Source organism: Microcoleus sp. w2-18bC1 (assembly GCF_036700365.1).
Taxonomy (GTDB): Bacteria; Cyanobacteriota; Cyanobacteriia; order Cyanobacteriales; family Microcoleaceae; genus Microcoleus.
Genome location: NZ_JAUBOS010000079.1, coordinates 1 through 26,862, shown reverse-complemented (window position 1 = coordinate 26,862; position 26,862 = coordinate 1). Strand labels below are relative to the sequence as shown.

At 46.9% G+C, this 26,862-nt stretch carries 24 protein-coding genes; 11 read left to right on the top strand and 13 right to left on the bottom strand.

The features are described 5' to 3' along the window. Positions 1-251 precede the first annotated feature (251 nt). The 4 genes from QT979_RS25650 to patD all read right to left on the bottom strand — a co-directional run bounded on the left by QT979_RS25650 (position 252) and on the right by patD (position 4,665). Positions 252-1,325, bottom strand: coding sequence for an RNA polymerase sigma factor, RpoD/SigA family (locus QT979_RS25650; RefSeq protein WP_333213592.1), 1,074 nt, complete (start codon positions 1,323-1,325; stop codon positions 252-254). Between the two features lie 269 nt (positions 1,326-1,594). Then, on the bottom strand, positions 1,595-3,268 hold the full coding sequence (locus QT979_RS25645) for an ABC transporter ATP-binding protein (protein WP_333213587.1): 1,674 nt from the start codon (positions 3,266-3,268) through the stop codon (positions 1,595-1,597). Positions 3,269-3,636: 368 nt separating this feature from the next. After that, positions 3,637-4,221 carry a zf-TFIIB domain-containing protein gene (locus tag QT979_RS25640; protein WP_333052547.1) on the bottom strand — a complete coding sequence of 195 codons (585 nt, stop codon included), beginning with the start codon at positions 4,219-4,221 and terminating at the stop codon, positions 3,637-3,639. A 45-nt stretch (positions 4,222-4,266) separates the two neighbouring features. Then, a complete protein-coding gene (patD, locus tag QT979_RS25635; protein WP_333213585.1) occupies positions 4,267-4,665 on the bottom strand; it encodes a heterocyst frequency control protein PatD in 399 nt (132 codons plus the stop codon). Between the two features lie 462 nt (positions 4,666-5,127). Between patD and QT979_RS25630 the strand changes: the two genes are divergently transcribed. Next, entirely contained in the window at positions 5,128-7,401 is a 2,274-nt protein-coding gene (locus QT979_RS25630; RefSeq protein ID WP_333213582.1) for a bifunctional (p)ppGpp synthetase/guanosine-3',5'-bis(diphosphate) 3'-pyrophosphohydrolase, read from the top strand. Positions 7,402-7,631: 230 nt separating this feature from the next. Here QT979_RS25630 and QT979_RS25625 read toward each other — a convergent pair whose 3' ends face one another. Beyond that, a complete protein-coding gene (locus QT979_RS25625; RefSeq protein ID WP_333312070.1) occupies positions 7,632-8,537 on the bottom strand; it encodes a glycine betaine ABC transporter substrate-binding protein in 906 nt (301 codons plus the stop codon). Positions 8,538-8,700: 163 nt separating this feature from the next. Here QT979_RS25625 and QT979_RS25620 point away from each other — a divergent pair, with 163 nt between their 5' ends. Further along, on the top strand, positions 8,701-10,068 hold the full coding sequence (locus QT979_RS25620) for an aldehyde dehydrogenase (protein WP_333312069.1): 1,368 nt from the start codon (positions 8,701-8,703) through the stop codon (positions 10,066-10,068). Between the two features lie 260 nt (positions 10,069-10,328). Further along, entirely contained in the window at positions 10,329-10,679 is a 351-nt protein-coding gene (locus QT979_RS25615; RefSeq protein WP_333312068.1) for a 4a-hydroxytetrahydrobiopterin dehydratase, read from the top strand. 26 nt (positions 10,680-10,705) lie between these two features. Here QT979_RS25615 and QT979_RS25610 read toward each other — a convergent pair whose 3' ends face one another. After that, a complete protein-coding gene (locus QT979_RS25610; RefSeq protein ID WP_190657709.1) occupies positions 10,706-11,440 on the bottom strand; it encodes a response regulator in 735 nt (244 codons plus the stop codon). Between the two features lie 595 nt (positions 11,441-12,035). Between QT979_RS25610 and QT979_RS25605 the strand changes: the two genes are divergently transcribed. Continuing rightward, positions 12,036-12,290, top strand: a complete 255-nt coding sequence (locus QT979_RS25605; protein ID WP_333101986.1) for a DUF6761 family protein — start codon at positions 12,036-12,038, stop codon at positions 12,288-12,290. A 307-nt stretch (positions 12,291-12,597) separates the two neighbouring features. Here QT979_RS25605 and grxD read toward each other — a convergent pair whose 3' ends face one another. From grxD to QT979_RS25590, 3 genes are all read right to left on the bottom strand, one after another. After that, a complete protein-coding gene (grxD, locus tag QT979_RS25600; RefSeq protein WP_333042762.1) occupies positions 12,598-12,921 on the bottom strand; it encodes a Grx4 family monothiol glutaredoxin in 324 nt (107 codons plus the stop codon). 201 nt (positions 12,922-13,122) lie between these two features. Then, a complete protein-coding gene (locus QT979_RS25595; protein WP_333068825.1) occupies positions 13,123-13,383 on the bottom strand; it encodes a BolA family transcriptional regulator in 261 nt (86 codons plus the stop codon). Between the two features lie 42 nt (positions 13,384-13,425). Further along, a complete protein-coding gene (locus QT979_RS25590) occupies positions 13,426-14,049 on the bottom strand; it encodes a hypothetical protein (RefSeq protein ID WP_333312067.1) in 624 nt (207 codons plus the stop codon). Between the two features lie 100 nt (positions 14,050-14,149). Here QT979_RS25590 and QT979_RS25585 point away from each other — a divergent pair, with 100 nt between their 5' ends. The 3 genes from QT979_RS25585 (at position 14,150) to QT979_RS25575 (ending at position 17,317) form a co-directional block, all read left to right on the top strand. Further along, positions 14,150-14,332, top strand: coding sequence for a hypothetical protein (locus QT979_RS25585; RefSeq protein ID WP_333312066.1), 183 nt, complete (start codon positions 14,150-14,152; stop codon positions 14,330-14,332). A 45-nt stretch (positions 14,333-14,377) separates the two neighbouring features. Next, on the top strand, positions 14,378-14,776 hold the full coding sequence (locus tag QT979_RS25580) for a transcriptional regulator (protein WP_333312065.1): 399 nt from the start codon (positions 14,378-14,380) through the stop codon (positions 14,774-14,776). 213 nt (positions 14,777-14,989) lie between these two features. Next, positions 14,990-17,317, top strand: coding sequence for a S8 family serine peptidase (locus QT979_RS25575; RefSeq protein ID WP_333312064.1), 2,328 nt, complete (start codon positions 14,990-14,992; stop codon positions 17,315-17,317). An 89-nt stretch (positions 17,318-17,406) separates the two neighbouring features. Here QT979_RS25575 and QT979_RS25570 read toward each other — a convergent pair whose 3' ends face one another. Both QT979_RS25570 and QT979_RS25565 read right to left on the bottom strand, forming a co-directional pair. Next, positions 17,407-18,138, bottom strand: a complete 732-nt coding sequence (locus QT979_RS25570) for a WecB/TagA/CpsF family glycosyltransferase (protein ID WP_333312063.1) — start codon at positions 18,136-18,138, stop codon at positions 17,407-17,409. A gap of 207 nt (positions 18,139-18,345) precedes the next feature. Then, on the bottom strand, positions 18,346-18,483 hold the full coding sequence (locus QT979_RS25565; protein ID WP_333312062.1) for a hypothetical protein: 138 nt from the start codon (positions 18,481-18,483) through the stop codon (positions 18,346-18,348). A 111-nt stretch (positions 18,484-18,594) separates the two neighbouring features. On the opposite strand from QT979_RS25565, the gene QT979_RS25560 reads away from it, so the two are divergent. Continuing rightward, the gene (locus QT979_RS25560; RefSeq protein WP_333312061.1) at positions 18,595-21,804 is read left to right on the top strand and encodes a glycoside hydrolase family 15 protein; all 3,210 of its coding nucleotides are present in this window, start codon (positions 18,595-18,597) and stop codon (positions 21,802-21,804) included. A gap of 158 nt (positions 21,805-21,962) precedes the next feature. On the opposite strand, the gene hisB is transcribed toward QT979_RS25560, so the two are convergent. Both hisB and fabI read right to left on the bottom strand, forming a co-directional pair. Then, positions 21,963-22,601 (bottom strand): imidazoleglycerol-phosphate dehydratase HisB, encoded by a 639-nt coding sequence (gene hisB, locus QT979_RS25555; protein ID WP_445304813.1) that lies wholly within the window; start codon positions 22,599-22,601, stop codon positions 21,963-21,965. A gap of 218 nt (positions 22,602-22,819) precedes the next feature. After that, positions 22,820-23,596: an enoyl-ACP reductase FabI gene (gene fabI / locus QT979_RS25550; protein ID WP_006634022.1), complete on the bottom strand. Its 777-nt coding sequence runs from the start codon at positions 23,594-23,596 to the stop codon at positions 22,820-22,822. 329 nt (positions 23,597-23,925) lie between these two features. On the opposite strand from fabI, the gene ntcA reads away from it, so the two are divergent. The 3 genes from ntcA to QT979_RS25535 all read left to right on the top strand — a co-directional run bounded on the left by ntcA (position 23,926) and on the right by QT979_RS25535 (position 26,776). Then, entirely contained in the window at positions 23,926-24,591 is a 666-nt protein-coding gene (gene ntcA, locus QT979_RS25545) for a global nitrogen regulator NtcA (protein WP_006634020.1), read from the top strand. 77 nt (positions 24,592-24,668) lie between these two features. Continuing rightward, complete coding sequence (locus QT979_RS25540) at positions 24,669-26,351, top strand: DUF3084 domain-containing protein (protein WP_333312059.1); 1,683 nt, start codon at positions 24,669-24,671, stop codon at positions 26,349-26,351. A 29-nt stretch (positions 26,352-26,380) separates the two neighbouring features. Beyond that, complete coding sequence (locus QT979_RS25535; RefSeq protein ID WP_333312058.1) at positions 26,381-26,776, top strand: pre-16S rRNA-processing nuclease YqgF; 396 nt, start codon at positions 26,381-26,383, stop codon at positions 26,774-26,776. The last annotated feature ends 86 nt before the right edge of the window (positions 26,777-26,862 follow it).

Genomic DNA, 26,862 nt, shown 5'->3' with positions numbered 1-26,862 from the left:
TTGCACTTTACTATTGAGCGCGCGATCAAATAACCCAGGCCACGTAACACGCGGGCGATATATTCAGCAAGCCCTAAATAAGTAAGTAGTACGCGACAATCAACAATTAAAAATACCACATCAAGACATTTTTAATTTGTAATTTTTAATTAAGCTTTTCCACCTTGAACAAGCATATTTACGGTGACCTCGGAGTGCCACCCCACAATAATTTTAAGATTTTTCAAAATGCCAACTCAATGTTTTTTTGTTTATTTCAACCAGCCCTTCAATCGTTCCGTCACTTGAGGGCGGCGCAGCTTTCGCATTGCCTTATTTTGAATTTGACGGACTCGTTCGCGGGACAAATTGAACAAACTGCTGACCTCTTCTAAAGTGTAAGGTTCGCCGGTCAGCAAACCGTAACGCATAGCAACAATCTCTTTTTCCCGCTCAGTCAAAATACTGTCCAACACCTCCAAAATATCTTGGCGCATCATCATCTCATTCATCTGAGCTTCGGGAGATTGCGTCGCGTTATCTTCGAGAACATCCAAAAGTTCCGAACTTTCTTCTGAGCCGATGCGGTGGTTGAGAGACAAAGATTGCCGACGTACTTGCTGGAGGTAGCGAAGCTGTTCGCAAGTAACTTGCATTTCTCTAGCAAGTTCAGTTTCATTTGGATTCCGTTGAAGAGAACGCTTCAAATCTCGATAAACTTTTTTGAGTTTATTTAACTGTTCGACAATGTGAACAGGCAAGCGAATCGTCCGCCCTTGATTGGCAATTGTCCGGGTAATTCCTTGGCGAATCCACCAATAGGCATAAGTAGAAAACTTGTAACCCTTCTCCGGATCAAACTTTTCGGCTGCCCGATTCAAACCTAAAGCTCCTTCCTGAATTAAATCGAGAAAAGGCACGCCCCGATTAAGATAGCGTTTGGCAATCGAAACCACCAAGCGCAAATTCGAGCTGATCATTTTCCGTTTCGCCGACTGACACTGGTGGCGAAGCTGTTGCAGTTGAGTTTCGCTTATCCCCAAAGCCGCAGCGATTTCAGCTTTTGTCGGCACTCTGTCGAATTCCTGCTGCAAACGCTGTTCTAATTCATCCAGGGCTACCAATTCTTGAACGCGGCGCGCTAACTCTACTTCTTCGGCTGCTGTCAGTAGAGGATACCGAGCCATTTCCTTGAACAAAGCTCCCACTGGATCGTCGGCAGACCAGTTGTTGTATGCTGACGATCGAGTTACGGTCGGACGATCGATCTCGGTGTCTTCATCTTGTGCGATCGCGAATGAGGCTTCGGGTGCCACCGCAAAACTGCCTAGGTCAGATTCTGCCATATCGTGCTTGGTGTCGGTGGAAGGATTTGAAAAGTATCCCTTAACTTTAACCAATTTAACCGGAAATTTCCGAAATCCATCTAGAAGACCGTGATCGAAAGCATCCAGGATACAAGCCCCCCGATTCATCCGTCCAGAAATAAAAAACCTGTACCCGAGAAACTTGCCCCCCGAATTTATCCGTGGGGTCAATGCTTCAATTCTTTAATCTAAAATCTAAAATCTAAAATCGATTGACAGAAATTAGATGGCCCCAATTTTCTACCTTTCTATTGAGTTCGAGCCAGTAAAGGAGCTGCCTGCAATAATTGCTGAGTATAAGGGTGCTGCGGATTAGTAAAAATATCCCTAGTCTTACCGATTTCAACAATTTTTCCAGCATTCATTACCGCAATCCGATCGCAAAAAAATCTCGCCACCCACAAATCGTGCGTAATAAACAGATAAGTCAAATTAAATTCCTGCTTCAACTCCAACATCAGCTCTAAAACTTGAGTCTGCACGCTGGCATCCAGCATACTCACAGGTTCGTCGCAAATTATCAGTTGCGGCCGAGTAATTAAAGCGCGGGCGATCGAAACTCGCTGCTGTTGTCCTCCCGACAATTCCCCCGGATAGCGACGAAAGAAATCCTCCCCTGGACTTAAACCCACCCGCTCTAACATTTGGATTACTTGTTTTTTAGCTTCGCTGCCATTAGCTAATTTGTGAATAAACAAAGGATCAGCAATACTTTGCCCGACAGTCATCATCGGATTCAGGCAAGCGTGGGGATCTTGAAAAATCATTTGCATTTCGCGGCGGTGCTTCCTCACAGCATCGCGGTTCAGGGCAGTTATATCTATTCCTTGAAATTCCACTTTGCCACCAGTCGCGGTAATTAGCTGCAAAATCGTGCGTGACAAGGTACTTTTGCCGCAGCCGGACTCCCCTACAAGCCCTAGGGTTTCTCCTCGTTGTAGCTCTAAACTAACGCCGTCTACTGCTTTAATTACCTGGCGATTCCTGGAAAACAACTGATCTAATAAATTGCTTTCTAAACTGTAGTGTTGCTGCAAATTGGTTACGGTCAAAAGAGGCGCATTTGTTAAGTTTGCAGTAACGCCTTCAGTCCTGATTTCCTCGAATGCTAACCCTTTGTCAGAATCGGCTTGAATGTGCAAAGCTGCTTTGAGGAGCGATCGAGTATATTCGTGCTGCGGCTTCTCAAAAACGTTTAGCACCGGCCCGGTTTCTACAACTTTACCGCCGTACATCACCGCAATGCGATCGCAATACTCAGCCACCATCGCCAAATCGTGAGAAATCAACAAAATAGCCGTTCCCCGTTCCTCACAAAGTCTGGTTAATTCCTGCAAAATCTGAGCAGCTACAGTTACGTCCAAACTTGTAGTCGGTTCGTCTGCCACAATTAATTTGGGATCGAGCAAAAGAGCCAAAGCAATTGCTACTCTTTGCCGCATTCCGCCACTAAATTCGTGGGGAAACTGCGACCAACGAGACGCGGGAATTTTCACAGCTTCCAGAGTTTCGATCGCCCGTTTCTTAGCTTGCTTGCGATCCAAATTCGGTCTGTGAGCTTGCAAAGTCTCGATGCAATGTTCTCCTACAGTCATCAAAGGATCGAGACGAGTCATCGGATCTTGAAAAATCAATGCTACAGCTTCGCCCCGAAACCGCCTCAGCCGCGAAGCATTCATATCAAACACCGACTCTCCAGCAAAACTAACTCGCCCCTCAATCAGCGTTGAGTCCGGCAGCAACCGCATCGCCGCCCTTCCCAAAGTTGACTTACCGCACCCAGACTCCCCAACTAATCCGAGCTTTTCCCCCGGTTTCAGCGTCAGGGAAACCCCGTCAACGGCCCAACCGGATTGGCCCCGCCGCTGAGGATAAGCTACTCGCAGATTGTCAACGGAAAATAGAGAAGAGTCATTAGTCATTAGTCATTAGTCCTTAGTCAATCGATTTTAGATTTTAGATTTTGGATTTTAGATTAAAGAATTAAAGCATTAACCCCACGGATAAATTCGGGGGCTTATATCCTGGACGTTTTCGGTCAGTAGTCAGTGGTCAGTGGTCAGTTGTTATTTGTTATTTAATGGTCAATATACTGGCTGTTAGTTGTTACTTATTAGTGTTTCAGAGTTATTAGTTATGGGCAAGAGACTGCTCTGCTGTTTGTAAATACAAATAAAAATAGCTACAAACAAAGCTTTTATTAGTACATCATTCACCGAGCAACTGATAACTGACAACTGACAACTGACAACTAACAACTGACAACTGACAACTGACAACCATGAACTGACTAAATTTCCCTTCGCTTCAACTCAGCTCTCCGCAGTATGTAAGTAGCGGCACAATCTGCGTGAGGATGGTCTGCTAAAACTTCCGCGAGTTCCAACACATATCCGGCGATATCCGGCCCCAGCTTCTCAGTCAGCACTTGACGTTCCCGAGAGGCGAGTTCTTGCACGCGGGCCTTAGCTTGCCAATTCGGAGAAAACATCTTGTCAATCTCGGTGTGGAATCCCAGACTTTCGAGAATGTCCCACTCGCCGTTATCGCACCAAATGCCCCCGCACAACATACAGCGCTCTATGTAAAAAGGCACTCTGCTGAAAGGAACTTTCGCCCGCGACAGATAGTGACCGTCTTCGGGACACAGCGCTGCTTTGCTGTCGTAGGGAGACGGCGTGAATTCTATGCCGAGAGTCGCTGTCGCATCAGGCTTCTCGGATTTGTTGTACCACTGGCTTTGCTCTTTTTGCCAAGCTTCGTATTCTCTGCCTGGAATCCAGATACCGTAACAGTTGGGACACCACTGCACCGACATACGGCCGGCTAAGGTACCGCCTTCTAAATTGGGATGTTTACATTTTGGACATTCCACCGCTTTATTTCTCCTTGCCTTATTAATTCCCTGTTAATGCAATTATTAATTCTGTATCTGGGCGGGCCCTGAAGAACCAGAATTTTTTTGCAGCAGCGCGCCACAGTAGCCAATTAGCGTGTTGAGTCGCGCGATCGCCGCAGTTTGCCTCGCCTTTGCTGTCGCTGGCTGGCGCGACGCTTGCAAAAAGGTGACATCTGTCCCCAATAACCGCAGTTGCTTGTGAATTTCCGTCAAATAGGACTGCTCTGGGGGTGTTTCTGAGGCGTCTAACTCATCGCTTTCGGCTCTCATAATTTGGTTTCCGAAAAATTGTTGCACTTTTGTGTATTCGATCGCCAGCGTGGCCCCATCCAGATTATCCTGTGCAGCAGTTCTTTGTAGTTGTTCTAGTGCTTGCTGTAATTCTTGGTAGCACTGGCGGCGGTCTTCGGACAATATCATGATTTTGTAAACAAATTTGTATTTATAATCAAAGTAGATACTTACTTAAGTTTGCTCATATGGAGGGAAGCCGTGCGTTTTTGGAGCAATTCCCTGTTTTATGAGAACTTTTTTTGATTTGCTGCCCTGACTCTACCCTTCTGGCTGCTGCTTTTAGTTTAGCGTTGCCGGTAAATGCCGATCCCCCGCAACCTCAACGGCTACCGCCCAAATCTGCTGATTTTACCCGATTTTCCTCGTTCGACAGACTGCGGCGGCGGCAGTGGTGTCACTATATTTTCCTACCTCCGAGGGGGGACGACTCGGAATTACATAGGTATAGTTTGAGAAAAATCGACTATTTTTTTGAATTGCAAATTGTGGCATTCAATTAGTTTAGTATAGCTAAACACATAATTTCGGCAATTCAACCGGAAACCGGCTTTTAACCATTTGTATTTCTAAGTTTTAAAGGTGTACCCCATGAACGCGAACACTCTGACTCCCTCTCCTTCGATCGATCCTGCCGTAGTTCCCGATTGGCTGCAAGAATGCCTGAATACTCGATCGCAGCCGGATGGGGGATCTAACCCGAATTGTTCGACTGACGACAGCTTAATTTGTCGGGCCTTTGAATTTGCCCGCGACTTGCACGAAGGACAATACCGCAAATCAGGAGAACCTTACATTTGCCATCCGGTAGCTGTCGCTGGAATACTCAGGTATATGGGCGGCAACAACGTCATGATTGCCGCCGGCTTCCTCCACGACATTGTTGAAGATACAGATATTACTCTCGAAGAAATAGAACAGCGGTTCGGCGCGGAAGTACGACAGTTGGTTGAAGGTGTCACCAAGCTTTCTAAGTTTAATTTTTCCAGCAAAACAGAGCGCCTAGCGGAAAATTTCCGCCGAATGTTCCTAGCAATGGCTAAAGATATTCGCGTCATTGTCGTCAAACTCGCAGATCGGCTGCACAACATGAGGACTTTGGAGCATTTGTCCGAAGAAAAGCAGCGCACTATTGCCCTAGAAACCCGAGATATTTTTGCTCCCCTAGCAAACCGTTTGGGTATCGGCCGCTTTAAGTGGGAATTGGAAGATTTAGCCTTTAAATACCTGGAACCAGAAGCTTACCGCGAAATTCAGGACTTAGTGGCGGTGAAGCGAGCTGATCGAGAAACTCAACTCGCAGAAGTCACAGATAGTTTACGAGAAAGGCTTGACAAATTAGGCATTAAATGTTACGAAGTCAGCGGCCGTCCCAAACATTTGTACGGAATTTATGGGAAGATGCAGCGCCGCCAAAAAGGCTTTAACCAAGTGTACGATATTGCGGCGGTAAGGATCATAGTAGAAACCAATGATGACTGTTATCGCGCTTTGGCGATCGTCCACGATTCTTTCCGCCCCATTCCCGGCCGCTTTAAAGATTATATCGGTTTACCAAAAGCCAACCGCTACCAATCTTTGCACACCGGAGTAATCGGAACCAGCGGTCGCCCCATCGAAGTGCAAATCCGCACGGTAGCAATGCACCACATTGCAGAATACGGCATTGCCGCGCACTGGAAATACAAAGAAACTGGCGGTTCTAACACAACAGTCACTGGCGACGACGAAAAATTTACTTGGCTACGGCAACTCCTAGAATGGCAAAGCGACCTCAAAGACGATCGCGAATATTTACAAAGCATTAAGGACAACTTATTCGACGAAGATATTTACGTTTTCACTCCTAACGGAGACGTAATTGCTCTCAATAGCGGGTCAACTCCCGTAGATTTTGCTTTCCGCATTCACACCGAAATTGGTAATCACTGCACCGGTGCCAGAGTCAACGGGCGAATGGTAACACTAGACAAGGTTTTAAAGAATGGCGATATTGTAGAAATCTTGACCCAAAAAAATGGTCATCCCAGTTCCGACTGGCTGAATTTTGTCAAGACAAACGGAGCAAAAAACCGAATTCGTCAGTGGTTGAAGCGATCGCACCGAGATGAAAATCTTGCTCGCGGGCGGGAATTGCTGGAAAAAGAATTAGGTAAAAACGGATTAGAATCTTTGCTGAAATCTGAACCCATGCAGTCTGTGGCTCAGCGCTGCAACTACCACAGCGTCGAAGATTTAATCGCCGGTTTGGGCTACGGCGAAGTTACCTTAAATCTCGTAGTAAATCGACTGCGAGATTTAGTAAAAGTGCAGCAAAAAATTGAAGCTGCTCCCGCAGGAACCCACGAAGTGCCCCAGCTAATACCTGCATCGACGACACCGAAACCAGTACCGAGTTCATCTCCGAGCAAATCGCCCATCGCAGGTGTAGAGGGATTGCTCTACCATTTATCCGGCTGTTGTTGTCCGATTCCTGGGGAATCAATTATTGGAGTGGTGACTCGCACTCGCGGAATTTCGATTCACCGGCAAGGATGTTCAAATGTTGAGAGCGTACCTGGGGATCGGTTGGTTCCTGTGAGTTGGAATTCCAGCAACCGCAATGAATCTCGACCCAACACTTATCCGGTTAATATTCAAATTGAAGCCCTCGATCGAGTGGGAGTTCTCAATGATGTTTTATCGCATTTGAAGGACAACCAAGTAAACGTCCGCAGCGCTCAAGTCAAAACATATCCCGGATTGCCTGCATTAATTGACTTGTGCATGGATATCCAGGATAAACAACAGTTTGAGCGGACTTGTATGCAAATTAAAAAGATGAGCGATATTTTGAATTTGCGGAGGCTGAGTGAAGTGAATTAAGAGCAAAGACGGCGGTTGAAACCGCGCCTACAAAAACGAACTCCACTCCAAGCGGACTGAAAAAAATAAGGTAATTTTAACCGCCTGTTCTTCAACCCGCACCAGGCGGGTTTTCTTTTTATAGACGCGGTTTCCAGCGCCCGGTCTTCTTAACATTATCTGCGTTTATCTGTGTTTATCTGCCTAACATCTGCGGTTGACCTATCAATCAAAGATTTATGCAACAGGTCTTATGGCTTTGACACGCCCAACTTTTGCTGCAAAAACTCCCGCGCCACTTGTCCGGCTTCCTGCTGTTTCTTATCAACTTGATAGTTGAGTCGTCGCATATCTTCCTCAGAGATTTTGCCACCCAATTGTGCGAGGACTGGACGCAATTCCGGGTATTTTTCCAAAACTTGCGATCGCACAACCGGAACTGCTTCGTAGGGCGGGAAATAGCCCTTGTCATCTTTGAGAACTACTAAACCTAAACTTTGAATCAAACCGTCCGTCGTATTACCAGCAATCACATCTACTTCTTTTTGTTGCAGCGCTTGATAAAGCAATCCTAACAGCAATTCCTTCGGTTGTTCTCGAAACTTAATTCCGTAAGTTTTCGCCAATCCGGGAAACCCATCTTCTCTCTCGTTAAATTCTGGGCCGAAACCAGCCCGGAGGTTAGGTGAAGCTTTCCCAAGTTGCGAGAGAGTTTGTAAATTGAGTTTTTTGGCATCGTCTCCCCGCACAATAATCGCAAAACTGTTATTAAATCCCAGCGGTTCCGTCCATTCTGCTTTAAACTGTTTGGGATATTCTTGTTTGAGGTAATCGAGGACTTTTTTGGGGTCAGAAATCGGTTTTTGTTTGAGCAGGTTGGCGTAAGCAGTCCCCGTGTATTCGACGTACAAGTCGATTTTACCTGCTGTTAGGGATTGATGGCAAAGCGAACCTCCCAGATTCAGTTCTCGTTCTACTTTGATATCTGTTTTAGCTTCGATATGCTGTGCTAAAATTTCTGCGAGAATGGCTTGTTCGGTAAAGTCTTTCGAGCAGATGACAACTTGCTTTTCGGGCTTAGAGGTACATCCTGCTACTGCAAGCAAGTAAAGCAGCCAGCAGGAATAGAAAAAAAAATCGTTCTTAGATATTTTCATGACTTAACTCAAATTAAGCATCTACAATTAATACTTTATAAGTTATAGCATAAAGCCCCGATCGCAGACTTTTTCAAGAGGTCTGCGCTTTAACACCGATCGCACTTTACCCAAGTTCCGTTTTCCTGTTGTAACATTTATTTATAGACATGGAGGACAAAAAATGGTAATCAGCGTCAGCGATATTATCCAGCAGCAGCGGCAATTTTTTGCGACTGGGAAAACGAAAGATGTGGATTTTCGGCTTGAACAACTCAAAAAACTTAAAAGTGCGATCGAACTTAATCAATCACGAATAGTCGATGCTGTCAAGGCAGACCTGGGTCGGCCGGAATTCGAGGCTTATCTTGAAATCGCATCGATCGCCGAAGTTAATTATGCCCTCAAAAACCTCAAATCATGGGTAAAGCCGAGAAAAGTGCCTGCTTCGATAGATCAATTCCCAGCATCAGCCCGCATTTACCCTGAACCTTTGGGCGTAGTGTTAATCATCGGGCCTTGGAATTACCCATTTCAGCTAATGATATCACCTTTAGTCGGGGCGATCGCCGCCGGCAACTGTGCACTTCTCAAACCTTCGGAAATCGCCTCACACACCTCCGAAGTTATCGCCGACATGATATCCAAAACCTTCGATCCCGCCTACGTAGCCGCTGTAGAAGGAGGTGTGGAAATCAGCCAACAATTACTAGCCGAAAAATTTGACCACATCTTTTTTACCGGAGGCACTAAAATCGGTAGAATAGTCATGGAAGCTGCCGCTAAACACCTGACACCTGTAACCTTGGAATTAGGCGGCAAAAGTCCTTGCATTGTAGACTCAGACATTCAGGTTGAATACACCGCAAAACGCATTGCGTGGGGCAAATTTCTCAATGCCGGACAAACTTGCATCGCTCCAGATTACCTGTTAGTTGATAAAAAAGTTAAACCTGCTTTGATGGCAGCAATTAAAACAGCAATTAACGAGTTTTACGGCGACGATCCGCAAACAAGTCCCGACTATTCGCGGATTATCAACCAGCGGCAATTAGACCGTTTGAGTGCGTTTATCAAAGATGGAGAAATTGTCGTCGGTGGGGAAGTTAAGCCGGAAGATAGATATATTGCACCGACGGTTTTAGATCGTGTTTCCTGGGACTCCCCGGTGATGCAGGATGAGATTTTTGGGCCGATTTTGCCAGTTTTGGAGTATGATGATTTCGGAGAGGCGATCGCCCAAATAAACGCCCGTCCCAAACCCCTAGCTTTGTATTTGTTCTCCAAAAATAAAGAGAAACAAGAGCGAGTTTTGAGGGAAACTTCTTCGGGGGGAGTTTGTCTAAACGACACGGTTATGCAAGTGGGGGTAAAAGATTTACCTTTTGGCGGAGTTGGCGACAGCGGCATCGGTAGCTATCACGCCAAAGCAAGTTTTGATACTTTTTCTCATTATAAAAGCGTGCTGCAAAAGTCATTTTTGCTGGACTTGAAATGGCGGTACGCCCCCTATAAGGGTAAGTTGGATTTGATTAAGAAAATTATCGGTTGAGCGCACTTGGAGGGGCGGGTTCGCCAACGTTTACAATATCACCGAGATAGCCAAATCAACCCGCCCATTCCTGATATTATCGGTTAACCGATTCCACGGTGCAGGATAATTTCCATAAATTTTAAATGATTGCTCATCTGTTTTATGAACGATTTCGATCACACTCTACGTCACTGCTAAATGACTGTTGCCCCATCCCAAATAATTCCCATTAGAAATGTCTATAATGTCTTTTAGAACCGATCGCTAACAAGCAATTTATGGAACCTTTAGCCAAAGAACGCTGTGCAGCCTGCAGCCCCAACTCTCCCCGCGTCACAGCTTACGAAATTGTCCAACTAAAACCTCAAATTCCCTACTGGAATTTGATCGAAAAAAATGGCATTCCCAAAATAGAACGCACCTATGAATTCCCGGATTTCAAAAGTGCGATCGCCTTTACAAACAGCGTCGGCGAAGCAGCAGAAACTGAAGGACATCACCCCGCACTGTTAACCGAGTGGGGGAAAGTTACCGTTACTTGGTGGACTCACGCGATTTCTGGACTACATCGCAATGATTTTATTATGGCAGCGAAAACAGATGCGATCGCCAATCAATTCTCAAAATAAAATCCGACTTATAGCCCGATCGTACTCTAAGAACTCACAGCTCCGGGTACGAGCGGAGAATGCCGTTGGTTCCCATTCAACAACTCCAGATTCAGTCGGTAGCCGACATTCCGTACAGTTTGAATCAGGCTCGGCTGTCGCGGATCAATTTCGATTTTTTTACGCAGAGAGAGTACGTGAGTGTCGATCGTCCGGGGGTTATCAATCGCATCGGGCCACGCCCTCCGCAGCAAATCCGAGCGCGAGAGTGGCACTCCTCCAGCTTGAGCTAGCACGTACAGCAGGCTAAATTCCTGGGGAGTGAGTTCAATATGTTCCTCGTACAACCTGACTCGGCGCTGCACCAAATCAATTTTCAGCAGCCCGCACTCCAGCGTCGCCGGCGGTACCATCGTGCGGTTACGGCGCATCAGAGCTTCCACCCTCGCCATAAACTCTTGCATCCCAAAGGGTTTAGTCAGGTAATCGTCTGCCCCCGCCTTCAAACCTTCAACAATATCCGATTCCGAATTCCGCGCCGACAGCATCAAAATCAGCGACTGCTGCTGCTGTTGCAGCCAGTGGCAAAATTCCAAACCGTCCCCATCCGGCAATTGGGCATCCAGAATGACTAGGGTTGGCTGGCGGCTGAAAAATATTTCCCTAGCGTGACTGATATCCGCTGACTGGTGCACCCAGTGACCGACTTGCTGTAGATGCCAGCCCAAGAGCGATCGCAGGTGCGGATTCCCTTCAACAATTGAAATACTTGCAGATTCCACAGAGGCGAGCTTCCCATATCACTAATTGCTACAAGGTTAACAGAGCTTTTGTCAAGCTTTTGTAACCATCGCTACTCAAGCATTAGCTGCGTTTAAAGCAGCGGACATACCTAGGGTACGAATTTTAAAGATTGGGTTAATTTGGCAGGGTCAGCCTGCAGAAAGGTTAAATCATTCTGGCGATGAGCTTACAATGAAAATAAGACAGTGTAAAGCCGATCGATCCCATGCCCCAACCGCCTGCCAAAAGCGATCCCCCCGACCCAGCCCCCACTCCCAGGAGGTTGACAAATCGCGCAAGTGAAACTAGAATTCCTCCAACCGTTCGCTCGGTAGCCGGAACACTCAGCCACTTAGACCGCCAAATTCAGCAATATCCCGACTCTATTAAACGCACAGCGAATTATCTAGGTGCGCGCACAAAGTCGAGCAACTGCATTGCAACGAGTGAAATTTTTTATGGAGGGTAGCCTGTTGAGCAGGGTAAAAACTTTTATTTAGAAATAGCCTCAAGCTGAGCCACTCAGCATCAATCGAGGCCATTCCTAAATCCCGCCGTCATTATACAAACCACAAAGGATTTCAAACTCACACTATGCTACAAGACACCCAAACAATCCGGCACTACCAAAAACTCACCGACGCCCTCGTCGAAATGTGGAATAGAGGTTATCGCTTCGATGACCTGCGGCTTTACTTAGACGGCTATTTAGCAGCCCTGCGGCATTCCAACAGTTTGGAGCCCTATCTGATTCACAGACTAGAGGAAGAAGCAGCGCGTTACATTCACGACCCCTCCAATTTTGCAATGCCACAGACACAGACACAGGCTGAATCAGACTACTATTAAATAGCAAATTCGGTTTGATAAACCCTTGATGATTTGGGAATTGGGAATTGGGAATTGGGAATTGGGAATTGGGAATTGGGAATTGGGAATTTTAACGGGTTCCCTGGCTCGGCCTGAGAGCCCATGTCCAGAGGCTCGACCTCGCTTTCGGAGCCTAAAAATTGGAGGTCGAGCCGACCGCATTGCGTTCCCAGGCTTTGCCTGGTAACGAATAATTAAGTAAATCAACTTAATTCAAAGTAAAACGCGATTGCTGTTATTTCCCCGACTTCTTTAAGAAGTCGGGGAAATGTTTTTTCTGTCTAATTTAAGAAGCCAAAGCCACTTCTACAACTTCTTGCAATTCGCCCTTTTGATACATCTCGATCATAATATCCGAGCCCCCAATAAACTCGCCGTTGATATAAACTTGAGGAATTGTCGGCCAGTTGGAATACTCTTTAACGCCTTGACGAATTTCCTGGTCTGCCAAAACATCAACGGTTTCGTAAGGCACTCCCAGAGTATTGAGAATTTGCACCACAGTATTAGAAAAACCACACTGGGGCATTAACTTATTGCCCTTCATAAACACCATGATTTTATTTTGCTTAACTAACTCGTCAATTCTTTCATGTGCTGCTGTAGTCATGGTAGCTCCTAATATTGTTTGAAAAATTTTAAACGTTGACTGACGCAGAAACCGGGTTTTTTAGGACAATCTTTCGTTACAGCCATAGATTCCGGTTAAAAAACCCGGTTTCTTTGGTTTTTGTGCGTAAGTGCAGCAGTTGTATTTCAAGCAACTATTGACAGAAGCACAAACTTGTGATCTCCACTTGCAAGTCAACAATTAAGCAACTTGACTTTTCGCTTCCCATTCTGCGGGAGTTAAGGTTTCCAAGCCCAAAGCATGGATGGCTTCACTAGCCATTGCCTGTTTGAGAGCGCCGTAGACCAGTTGGTGCTGCTGTACTCGGCTTTTTCCTTCAAAGGCTGCTGAGACGACTCTCGCCTGGTAGTGGTCACCGCCACCAGTCAAATCCTCAACTTGTATTTTAGCGTCGGGCAACCCTGCCTTAATCATTTCTGCTACTTGAGACGGTGTAACCATTGGTTTCTCTGATAAACGGCTGTAATTTAGATTTTAGTGGAACTATTTTGTCGATGAGCTCGGTTGACTGCTGGCAGGCCGGGGAAAGGGCGAATCCACAAAACCCAATTCCAGTAACTGCTGGTAAGCTTTCTTGCCCAAGTCGCGAGTTGGCTGCTGCGATCGAATAATCTGAATCAGCAGGGGCACAGCCAGTTCGGGCTTATTTTGTGCCCGGTGTACCAACGCCAGCCGATAGGTAGCTTCGTCGCGCATTTGGGCTGTTTCTACAGCTTTGGTGCGGTGGCTTTCGGCCAAGCGGATGTCAATTCCGGCAAAACTGCTACCCAGTTGTTGGTAGAAGTTGGACAGTTGATTGAAAATTTGGCGGGATTCTTGGAGTTTTTGAGTAGCCAGTGCGTAATTCTGAGAGGAAATAGCACTGCTGGCTTCTGTCATCAAACGCTGGCCTCCTGGTACGCTCAGCAGACTGCTGTCTTGCGTCAGAGGGCGAAGATTGTTGGGGTCTGTGGGGTCGTCGGCGGGCTCGATTTGCTGTTGGTTCTCTGGCCCAGAAGGTTGTTGTGCTTGGACTTGGAGCGGTTGCAATAAGGTAAAAGCTGCGATCGCCCCGATCGTAATCCGGGCAGTGGAGCGAAGCCAGCAAACAGTTCCAGAGTATACCATGAAATTACTTTGCGCCTGTGCGCTTTAAAAAAATATTTAGCTTGAGCCGATCTTACCATTGGCGATCGCAACCGGCTAAGTGTAAACCAAATTTGTTGAAATGTCAAAGGGTGCGCGATCGATTTTGGATTTTAGATTTTGGATTTTAGATTTTGGGTTGAACAAGGAAATCGCGGGGGATTGGACAGATCCCGGCAATCTAGTCCTGGACGCAGAAACCGGTTTTTTTTACCTAAATACTGGCTTTGAGGCTTTAAAAATGGTGGAAAACCCGGTTTCTTAGGTTTTGATGGGTAAGTCCCGATCTAATTCAACAATAGAACGAACCATGAATGTCGCAATTGAAAGAACAGCTTACGGTCAACTGCTGGCGAAATCGCAGCCTAAGCCAATCCTGAACGAAGAAGATAATGATCTTGCCCTCGCAGAAGTCGATTTTCTGATGTCTAAGGAAGAATTAACAGTAGAAAAAGAAACTTTACTGAGTCTCTGGGGGCTGTTGATCGAAGAATACGAATCAAAATATTACCCAGATCCAGAAGTGACTCCACAGGATGTTCTATTGCATTTCATGGAAGTTCGCGAACTCAAACAAGCCGATTTAGTGGGCGTGATTGGTTCCAAAGGAGTAGTCTCTGAGGTGGTTAATGGGAAACGGGCGATTAGCAAGGCGCAAGCTAAGACGCTGGGAGAATTTTTTAATGTTAATCCTAGGGTGTTTATTTGAGCGTGTTTATCTGAAAAACTCGCTGATATAGAAAAAGACTCGGCGGTTGAAACCGCTAGCAACGCGATCGCACAAACTAAGTCCGACGACGCGGACTGATGGAAAAACTACCGCTGTTAGTTACAGCTTCAAACCCCTCATAGCAAAAACCTCCCTGACAGCTTATAAATATGTGTGATAAATCTACATCAAAATCAAACAGGAACATTTCTGATGGTACAACCAAGCAAACCCACCTCCGAGACTCTCCAAAACTATCAAGGGATTGGAGTTCCAGATGAAAGTCTGGCAGTGATTTTGCAGCGCGGCGGCGATGAATTGCTGCTGTCAAAAGCGGACGATCGCTTTACAGTCCGCCCCTCATCAACAGCATCAGCCTCAAATGATTGGACTGCAACAACTGGGGCAAAACTCAACCGTCGCGTCGGCCAAACCAATCTGGAAGAATATCTCGTTTCACCCGATCGCCTAGAAGCAGCAATGCAAGCAGCCCGCGCCAGCGATGCTGTCGCTTTTGCCAGCCACGTCTATTGCCCCGCCAACAATCCCAGTACATTCTTTTATTTAACCGACCAAATTACCATTCAATTTGGCGAACAAGTAGACGAACAATCGCGAAAAGCGATCGCCAATGCAGCAGCTTTAAAAATAGTCCGGCCAGTAGAAGGAATTCCTAACACCTTCGTCTGCGAAGTCACCAAACAAGCAACAGAAAACCCGGTCAAAATTGCCAACCGCCTGACAAGATATCCAGAAGTTCTGGTAGCTGAACCCAACATTGTAGTAGAGACGCAGCAGCATTACACGCCCCGCGATCCGCTTTATCCCAAACAGTGGTATCTAAACAACAAAGGCGGCAACGAACTTGTCGGCGGTGCTCAAATTTATGCAGAACCAGCTTGGAACCTGACTCGCGGAGTTCGATCGATCGTAATTGCGATCGCCGACGATTCAGTTGACATCACCCACCCAGATTTTCAAGGCCAAGGCAAAATCGTCTCACCCATCGATTTCAAAGACGGCGACACTTCCCCGATGCCAGTCGCCGACTCAGACAACCACGGCACAAGTTGTGCCGGCGTCGCCGTTGCTGAAGAAAATGGCAAAGGCATTGTCGGCGTCGCCCCCGGCTGCGCCTTGATGCCCATCCGTACCAGTGGTTTTCTCGATGACAATTCTGTCGAAAAAATCTTTAATTGGGCGATCGAAAAAGGTGCCGCCGTCATTTCTTGCAGTTGGGGGCCTGCTGCAGTTAACTATCCCCTTTCCCTGCGGCAGAGTGCCGTTATCACCAAAGCAGCAACCCAAGGGCGGGGCGGCAGAGGCTGCGTTATTCTGTTCGCGGCGGGGAATGCCAACCGCCCAGTCAACGGCACAATTAACGAGAAAGGCTGGCCCAACAACGTGGTGGAGGGTCAAACTAGATGGCTGGCAGGATTTGCCGTTCACCCCGACGTAATTGCCGTCAGCGCTTCCACTTCCCTCAACAAAAAAGCAGCTTACAGCAATTGGGGCAGCAGCATCTCGGTTTGCGCCCCCAGCAACAACGCGCCGCCGGGAACTTGGTTGCCAGAAACCGGATATATCGGCACGCCGCCGGAGGTGAGGCAGTATTTGCCCGGTTTGGGGGTGTTTACTGCCGATCGAGTCGGCGATCGGGGCTACGACTGGGGGGACTATACGGATACTTTTGGCGGTACTTCCAGCGCCACTCCAGTAGTCGCTGGGGTTGCAGGGTTGATACTTTCGGCTAACCCCCGTTTGACGGCGCGGGAAGTACGGGGAATTCTCGAACAAACTGCTGAGAAAATTGTCGATCTCGATCCCGATCCCCAGTTGGGCAATCGCATGGGAAATTACGATCCTAACAACGGCCGCAGCGATTGGTTTGGTTACGGCAAAGTGAATGCTTTTAAAGCTGTGCAAGCTGCGGTGAGAAAGGGCGGCGGCAATCCGAATATCGGGGGTGCAGTGTTCAGCGATATTACTGGACATTGGGCACAGAAGTTTATTGAAGCTTTGGCTGCGGCGAATATAATTAGCGGTTTTCCTGACGGTTCTTTTAGACCTGATGACAGTTTAAACCGTGCTCAATATGCGGCGCTGTTGGTGAGTGCGTTTAGTCCGATTCCGAGGGTGTCGGCTACAAATTTTATTGATGTTTCTGCTAGTTTTTGGGCGAGAAGTGCGATCGAACGGGCAAATCGGGGGGGCTTTTTGGCGGGGTTTCCGGGGTTGAAGTTCGGCCCGAATCAGAATTTAACTAAGGCTGATGCGATCGTGTCTTTGGTTAACGGTTTGGAACTTAAGGGCGGCAATCCTGATTCTTTGAAAGTTTACACCGATCGCTCTCAAATTCCTAATTATGCTTTGAGTGCGATCGCCACAGCAACTGCTTTGAAGATTGTAGTTAATTATCCTTCCCGCGATTGGCTTTCGCCGCTTCGGGATATTACTCGCGCTGAGATTTCGGCTTTGATTTACCAGACTTTGGTGGCGATTAATCGGGCAAAGGCGATCGATTCTCCTTACATTGTCTAATGGCAATTGGTTCGTAGTGATAACTGCAGTCCTGATAATTTTATGAGGATTTTAGTCCTCACTACAAACCTATTTTATTGTGACAGCTTTTAAGCTCTAAAATCCCCCAAAGCTTTCAATGCAAATTGTGGCAAAGCTAACATCCTGCGCCACCGCCAAGGTTCTTGATAAAGCCGATACAGCCATTCTAAATGATTGTCGCAAAACCAAGCCGGCGCGCGGGTTTTTGTTCCTGCCCAAATATCGAAACTGCCGCCTACTCCCACCCAAGTTGACTGAGGGCAAAGGTGTCGGTGTTCGGCAATCCAAAATTCTTGGCGTGGCACTCCCAAGCCTACAAAAATTAGTTTGGGCTGCATTTGTTTGAGGCTTTCACGGAAGTCTTTTTCTTCATCGGCGGAAAGATAACCGTGTTGAGAAGCAATCGACAATCCGTTAACTTTTTGCTGCCAAGTTTTGGCCGCCGCAGCCGCCACTCCTGGGGAACCTCCAAAGAAAAATAGTGGTTCCGAATCAGGCAATTTTTCGGCTTGTTGCAGCAGCGATTCTGCTAATTCAATTCCCGGATAGCGCTGGGCCGGTTTGCCACGCAGCCGCAAGTACAGCACCACTCCCGAACCGTCGGGAATCACGAGTTCAGCTTTGCGAATTACATCCGCTAAAGCCTGATTTTGCTCGGCTTGCATGGCCATTTCAGCATTCAAAGTCACCACATGACTTCCTAACCCTTGATGCAGGCGCTCCATCAGCCAACCTGCATAATCATCTAATATGTGAACTGGTAGTCCCAGCACTGAAAATTGTGGTCGCGATCCATCCATATTTTTTTATTTGAGATTCCTACACACCTAGTTATTTAAATTAGCTTAGATTGGCGATCGACGCTAGAGCAGTCTTGGTCGCAAAAAAGCCGGTTTGTGCCACCCAGAGTCTGTTAAATCAGCATTCGGTGGCCCAGAAACCGGTTTTTTTGTAAGCGACGGGTCGCGCAAGTTCATGAGAGTTTGCCCGCCAAGTGCGATCGAGCATTAGCGTTCGATTTTTTTGACAGAGCCGTCTGCGTACCATTCCATCGGTACTAGCTCAATTTTACCATTAATTTTCACTGTAGAGTAGACAACTTTCACGAAAGGAACGCTTTTGTTATTGTGTTTTTGCGTAGACATGGCAATTACCTTTTTGTGTTTGGATAACTTGAGAAATGATCTAATCTCTGATATATTTAAAAGTCTATTCACCGCAAATCTACTCGCATCAGGAAAAACAAGGAAAACGAAATGGCGATCGCAAAAACCCAGCGGCAAACCAGGTTAGATTATTACTACCAGCAAATCAAAAACATCATCCTCAAGCGCCAAAATCCAATTACTGGTTTGCTGCCGGCGAGTACCGCCGTTAACGCCCACGGCGACTACACCGATGCCTGGGTGCGGGACAACGTGTACAGCATTCTCGCGGTTTGGGGTTTGGGTTTAGCTTATCGCAAAATTGATGGCGATCAGGGCAGAACATTTGAACTCGAACAAAGCACAGTCAAACTAATGCGAGGCTTGCTGTTTGCGATGATGCAGCAATCGAGCAAAGTAGAACGTTTTAAAAATACTCAGTCGCCGCTAGATGCGTTGCACGCTAAATACAATACTCAAACTGGAGGGATTGTTGTCGGCGATGACAAGTGGGGACATTTACAGGTAGACGCTACATCTATATTCTTATTAATTCTTGCTCAAATGACGGCTTCCGGGCTGCACGTAATTTTTACAATTGATGAAGTCAATTTCGTGCAAAATTTAGTTTACTACATCGGTAGAGCCTACCGCACGCCGGATTACGGAATTTGGGAAAGAGGCCATAAAATCAATCGCGGCAATGCAGAATTGAACGCCAGTTCAGTTGGCATGGCCAAAGCAGCCCTAGAAGCAATAAATGGGTTGGATTTGTTTGGAATTAAAGGCTCTCAAGCGTCAGTTATTCACGTTTTGCCAGACGAAATTGCCAGAAGTCGCATAACTCTGGAATCCCTTTTGCCTCGCGAATCTAGTTCAAAAGAAGTAGATGCCGCTTTATTGAGTGTGATTAGTTTTCCGGCTTTTGCTGTGGAAGATCGAGAATTAATAGAACGGACTCGAAATAAGATTATTGACAAATTGCAAGGAAAATACGGCTGCAAGCGGTTTCTGCGGGACGGACACCAAACAGTTTTAGAAGATGCCGATCGCCTGCACTACGAACCCACAGAATTAAGGCAGTTCGAGCACATTGAATGCGAGTGGCCGCTATTTTTCACTTATTTATTGTTGGACGGCATATTTCAGGGAAATCAAGCCCAAGTGCAGGAGTACCAGCAGCGTTTGGAATCTTTAGCAGTCGATCGCTCTGGTTTGCCGCTACTACCCGAATTGTACTACGTCCCCGCCGAAAATATAGAAGCAGAAAAGCTAAATCCCCGCAGCCAGCAACGCTTACCCAATGAAAATATTCCCCTAGTTTGGGCGCAAAGTTTGTATTTTCTCGGTCAATTGCTGAACGAAGGATTAATCGCAGTTGGCGATATCGACCCGCTGGGAAGGCACCTGTCAGTGGGCCAACATAGAGAACCTTTAGTGCAAATTGCACTGTTAGCTGAAGACGAAGATTTGCAAGCAGAATTAGCCGCTAACGGCATTGCGGCACAAACCCCAAAACAGGTAGAACCAATTCAAGTCCGCCAGACTAAAGAATTATCAGCTATTTACACGCAAATTGGACGTAACGACCAATTAGGCTTAACTGGCCGCCCCGTGCGCCGTCTGCGGAGTTTAACAACTTCTCGGGTGTTTAAAATTCGCGAAGAGGCGATCGTATTTCTCCCCTCGTTTTTGAACAGACAAGAGTTTTACTTAACTTTAGATTACCATTTTTTAGTAGCTCAAATCAAGAGCGAAATAGCTCACATTCACCGCCACTGGTATCAGTTGGGACGCCCTACGGTAACGCTGATGCTGACTCACACGATGCTGGAAACCGGGCGGGAAGCGTTGTTAGAATTAATGAAGGAATTCCGGGATGGACACTGTAACAACACGCCAGTTAAACTCGGAAATCTTAAGCAGTTAATGCTGACCGCTGGCACGGAAAGAATTGATTTCATGCACGATTTTGAATTTACCGAATCTCCGGTGACAGGTGCACTAGAAACGCGCAGCTATCTAACTTACAATACCGAAAAAACTTGGCCTTTGGGTCACACGCAAGAATTTAAATTAGAGTGCGAAACTAATACTCAATTCTTGCTAACTAGCCTGCGCGATTCAGAAAATTTGTACGAACAAATTGAGTTACTGCACACCTTAGTTCGCCTCAAAGGATTAAATTTTGATACGGGATTTGGAGGGGCGGAAGAAACAGTTAAAGTTGTGGATTTGCTCAACGAAGTTTATATAAAAGCTGGAGAAAGTTCGCAATCAAAAATCCAATGGGCAGTCATCCGCCATGCCGCAGGTTTGCTGGACAAAGTTGATATCAGCTTATCCGATGCGGTGACAGATATTTTGGTTCGACAAAAACAGATTGCTGTGGGGAAAGCCTACAGCGAAGATTCGATAATTTCACGGCCGGGCTCTTACACGGAAGTGATGGACAAAATTCGCCAATTCTGCGGAGAAGACATTCGCGATCGAGTTCTAACTCAAGAAGTTCTCATCTACCTCGGCCTGCTAATTAAAGCCGAACCGCAGTTATTTAAAGGCCTGCTGACGCTAAGAGTTAGCTACTTTATTTTGCTGCTGACTAGCGAGTTTGCCCGCGAATTGGGAGTTACGCAAAATGAAGCTTACGAACATTTAATGCAGCTAAGTCCCTTTGAAATCAAAAATCGCCTGCGCCAAGTGTTGACGGAATACGAGGAAATGAATGAAATCCTCAAACAGCAAGAATCCCTGCGCGTCAAACAGCCGGAAAAAGATATTGAATGGGTAGTAGCGCCAGTTTCCGAAGAACCAACAATGCCTGGGGGAGGATGGCGTCGGAAGCGGCAAATGGAAGGTACTGTCAATCGCGTACCGAAGGATTTTTATCCGAGTGTTTGGGGACTGCTGCGGCACTGCAAAGGCTTGATAATTGGCGACAAATTAGAGCGGCGCAATCGGTTAGATAGCCATATCATTTTATCGGAAATGACGCCGGGGGAAAAAAATTTTGCGCTACAAATCGAGCATTTGCTGAATAAAATTGTCGCGCCAGAATACCGGCAAGTCAATATTGAGGCGCTGATGGAGTTGGCTGCGATCGCCCAGCGCAACCCGGAATTGCAAGTAGAAGAATACATCGTTTTAGATGTATTAGTCGGTCACGCAGTGCGGCTTAATTGGCAAGGAAAACACCCGGAAAGAGCCGATAAATACGACGAAGATAAAGCGGCGGCTTGGCAAGCTTTTTACAATACTTCGCCTTACGTTTGTGCGAGTCATGTACTCGATGCTTTCCGATTCTTGACGAAGTTTGGATAGATTGAGGGCGGGTGGTTAATACAAGTCTCGATCGACCTGTTTGTAGTAAGGACTTCAGTTTTTTCTTTGCCAACTCATCAGCAAAGTATTCTAACTATTTAACTGGACATGGTATGACAGGTTCGTAGTAGCGCCCAAACGCTACTACAAACCCCATACTACAAAACTCCTTTAGAACTCGGAATCCGACTGGCGCGCCGGGGATCAATTTCTACCGCCATCCGCAGAGCTCGCGCAAATGCCTTAAACGCCGCTTCCACAATGTGATGAGAATTTCCGCCCTGCAACTGTCGAATGTGCAGTGTCATTTGAGTGTGGTTCACCACCGCCGAAAAAAACTCTTTCACTAATTCAGTATCGTAAGTGCCTATCCGCTGGTTGGGAATTTCCAAGCTGTAACTTAAGTGAGGCCGTCCCGAAAAGTCTAGCACTACTTCAATTAAAGCTTCATCCAAAGGTGCGATGAAATGCCCGAAGCGAGAAATGCCCGATCGATCGCCGACAGCTTTTGCTAGCGCTTGGCCTAAGGTAATTCCCACATCTTCGTTCGTGTGGTGGTCGTCAATCTCCAAATCCCCGATCGCCTGCACATCCAAATCGATCAATCCGTGAGAAGCAATCTGATGCAACATATGGTCTAAAAACGGAATCCCCGTAGATGCCTTGCAAGTTCCCACACCGTCGAGATTGAGGCTGGCAGTGACATCCGTTTCTAGTGTCGTGCGTTTCACCAAGGCTGCCCTAGCTGGCTGAACTGAACTTGGAGGAGGAAGAGAAGGGCGATCGATTATCTCCATAATTCGCAATTGGTCATTCATTAGTAATTAATTAGTAATTTGGGATTAGCACTTTTCCAGCAGACAGTTGAAATCGAACAGGGGACAGTTTTTTCGAGAGTCTAAAAACCTCGCTGCGTCGCCCGCAAGCGTTGTCGAAGGGTCAACTATCAACTGTCAAAAAACCTCACGCTTCACTGTCAAATGTCAACTGTCAACTGTCAACTGTTTGCAAGCTGTTACATTCCCATGATTTCGTAACCGGCATCGACATACAAAACTTGACCCGTAATCCCGCTAGCGAGATTGCTGCACAGAAAAGCCGCAGCATTTCCCACTTCCTGCTGAGTCACCGTCCGCCGCAGCGGGGCCACTTCCTCAACGTGGTGGATCATGTCCAGAATACCGCCAACTGCTGACGAAGCCAGAGTCCGAATCGGGCCAGAAGAAATTGCATTTACCCGAATATTTAACGGGCCCAGTTCAGCAGCCAGATAGCGAACATTCATTTCCAAAGCCGCCTTAGCAATTCCCATCACATTATAATTAGGAACTACCCGGACGCCGCCCAAGTAAGTCAGCGTCACAATACTGCCACCCTCGGCCATTAGCGGTTTAGCAGCAGCACAAAGCCGCACCAGCGAATAAGCGCTAATATCCAAAGCATTGGAGAAACCTTGGCGCGAAGTGTTGGTGAAGTCTCCCGAAAGTTCGTCCTTGCCGGCAAAAGCCAGACAGTGGATCAGGACATCTAACTTGCCCCACTTGTCGGCGATGGTTTGAAAAGTAGACTCAATTTCGCTCTCGTCTTGGACATTGCAGGGCAAATACAGACTGGGATTGAGCGGTTCCACCAGTTCAGCGACTTTACGCTCGTGCTTGCCTTTCTCGTCCTTCAAATAAGTTATGCCGAGGTTGGCCCCAGCTTTGTGGAGCTGCTGAGCGATGCCCCAGGCGATCGAGCGATTGTTGGCAATGCCCGTAACAAGAGCATTTTTTCCGGTCAAATCTATCATCTGTAGTTTATCTAAAAGCAACTTGCACCGTTCTCATTGGCTATATCTGACAACCCCGCCAGTTTAGACACAACTGATTCAGATTTAACTGATTCAGACACAATTGAGACACAATTGAGACACAATTGATATTAATTTTGCTGTGGAGCTACATGGGGGCGGAATTGAAAAAGTTAAGAGAAGGGCTAGATTTAATCATACAGTGCGTGTTTACCTTAACATTAGATGGAAGTAACAGAATCCCTAGATATTGGAGGTTGGGCAGTATATTTACTCAATAAGGTTAATCGGCAAGTTATAAAGTATTGATTAGTACAAAGGATCTAGTCGTGACGCATGATAGACCGCTAGCAGCCGTGTTCCGCCAAATCAGCGGCGGGGCGTTTCCACCCATTGTGGAAACCTTTGAACGGGGCAAGACAATTTTTTTCCCTGGAGACCCGGCTGAGCGCGTCTACGTTCTCATTAGAGGTGCTGTGAAGCTCTCCAGGGTCTACGAAGCAGGGGAAGAAATTACAGTCGCCCTCCTGCGCGAAAATAGCGTATTTGGGGTGCTGTCTTTGATTACGGGACACCGATCGGACAGGTTTTACCACGCGGTAGCCTTTACGCCGGTGGAATTGATCTCGCTGCCGATCGAACAAGTCGAGAAAGCGCTCAAGGAAGACCCGGAATTGTCGATGGTGATGCTGCGGGGACTGTCGTCTCGGATTTTGCAAACCGAGATGATGATTGAAACACTGGCCCACCGAGATATGGGTTCGAGACTCGTCAGCTTTTTGCTGATTCTGTGCCGGGATTTTGGCGTGCCCGGTACAGAGGGGATTACGATAGATTTGAAGCTGTCCCACCAGGCGATCGCCGAAGCGATCGGCTCGACACGGGTAACTGTGACTCGTTTGCTCGGGGATCTCAGACAAGAAACCATGATCTCGATCCACAAGAAAAAGATCACAGTCCACAACCCGGTGGCCCTAAGCCAGCAATTCACTTGATGCCGAGAAAGTATAGGATTTTGGATTTTGGATTTTAGATTCAATCCAAAATCCAAAATCCAAAATCTAAAATCGGAATGACTGCTGGATACATCCTGGTATTTGTAATTTTAGTGTTGGGGGGTGTGATCGCCACTGTCAGCGATCGCCTTGGGACGAAAGTCGGCAAGGCAAGGTTGAGCTTATTCAAACTTCGCCCCCGCGATACTGCTGTTGTTGTGACAGTGATGGCCGGCAGCATCCTGTCAGCAATTACTCTGGGCATTTTGTTTGCTACTAGCAAGCCGCTGCGAACGGGAGTTTTTAGAATAGACGAGATTCAAAAAAGGCTCAACAACGCCCGCCGAGAAATCAACCAAGCCACTCAAGAAAAAAATCGAGTTGAAACTGAATTAGCTCAAGCCAGGGCAGCTCAAGCGCAAGCTAGAGCCAATTTAGAGCAAATTAATCAATCCCTCCAAGCAGCTAATGCTGAGCAAGCTCGGACGCAAACAAAATTAAACTCGCTGCGGGCCCAGCTCAACAGCGTGCAAGCAGCCAAGTCTAAAACTGAAGAGCAGTTAAGTCAGGTAGAAGCGGCTAAATCTAAGACAGAAGAACAGCTCAGCAGTGTGGAAGCGGCTAAATCCCGCACCGAAGAACAGTTGAAACTGGTTGAAACGATCCGATCGACTACACAAGCTCAGCTCGATCGCACCGAGAACCAATTGAAAACAGTTTCTGGTCAAAAAACGACTTTAGGAGCGGAAATCGCCCAACTGCAGGAGGAACGCCAACAGTTAATCGAGCAGGTAAAAACTCAAATTGCCCAGCGCGATCAAGAAATTGCCAAGCGAGAGAGAGAAATTGCCAGGCGAGACGCAGAAATTGTCGATCGCAACGAACTAATTGCCCAGCGAGACAAGGAAATTGCTCAGCGGGTGCAAAATCTGGCAGAGCGCGATCGAATAATTGTCGAGCGCGACAAAGTAATTGCCGAGAGGGAAGCACTCCTAGAAACCTTGGCACAGCAACAATCTCAACTCGAACAGCAACAAACTTTATTGCAGCAGCAAGTGCAAGTTTTGGAACGCGATTTTCAGGCAATCCGCGAGGGTACAGTTGCCATCAGGCGCGGTCAAATTTTAGCTGCTGGCGTCGTTCGTATTATTGAGCCTGGTATGGCGAGTCGCGCGATCGATCGACTCTTGCAAGAAGCAAATAAAACCACCGTCGGACTCATGCAGCCGGAAAATAGGAAGGTTAGAGACCAGGTTATTCAAATTACTAAAGCAGAAATCGATCAACTAATTAGTCAGATTAAAGACGGTCAAGATTACGTGGTGCGGATTGTCGCCGGCGCTAATTACCTGCGGGAAGAAAAGGTAATTAAGGTATTTGCAGAAGCAGAAATCAATCGAGTTGTGTTCCGCGCTGGAGATGTGATTGCAGGGGTTGCTGTCGATCCCGTGACTTTGACCCACGAACAGGTGCGGCAGCAGTTGCTGCAATTGATAGAAGCTTGTCAATTTCGCGCTCGCCTGATCGGTGTTGTCGGCGGTAGAGTTCAAGTGGCCGACAGTCAGATTGAAACTTTAGCTGGTTTTATCGAGCGATTGCAGCAGTACGAGAAACCGCTGGACGTTCAGGCGATCGCAGCCGATGTCACTTACATCGCCGGCCCGCTTAAAATAGATTTAGTTGCTCTTGAAAACGGAGCCGTTGTGTTCCGCACCGGACAACAAAAACAAGGCCCCGGAGACTTGAAAATTAAAAAATAAACTTGGTAATTAATAATAGGTAACTGGCTATGATTTTAGGTTTCGATCCAGGTAAAGACAAATGTGGCATAGCTGTAATGGGTAGAGATAAGAAGGTCTGCTACCATCAAGTTGTACCCTCCGAGAGTGCAATTTCTACTATTCAATCTTTGTGCGAACAGTTTCCCATTGAGTTATTAGTGCTCGGAGATCAAACCACTTCTAAGAGTTGGAAACAAAAACTGACGCAGAGTTTGTCGCCTGCGCTCAAAATTGTTCAGGTGGACGAGAGGTACAGCAGCTTAGAAGCGAGGGAACACTACTGGCAAATGTACCCTCCGACGGGACTCAACCGCTTGATTCCGAAGGGAATGCGGACGCCGCCGAGACCGGTGGACGATATTGTGGCGATCGTCCTAATTCAGAGATATTTAAACAAAAGTTAGTCAATTTTATCTGGGGGGGTGACAAAGAGGCCTAGGAGATAGACCGAATCAGGGTTGCAGCCCGCATACCTTGTTGATAAAAGCGA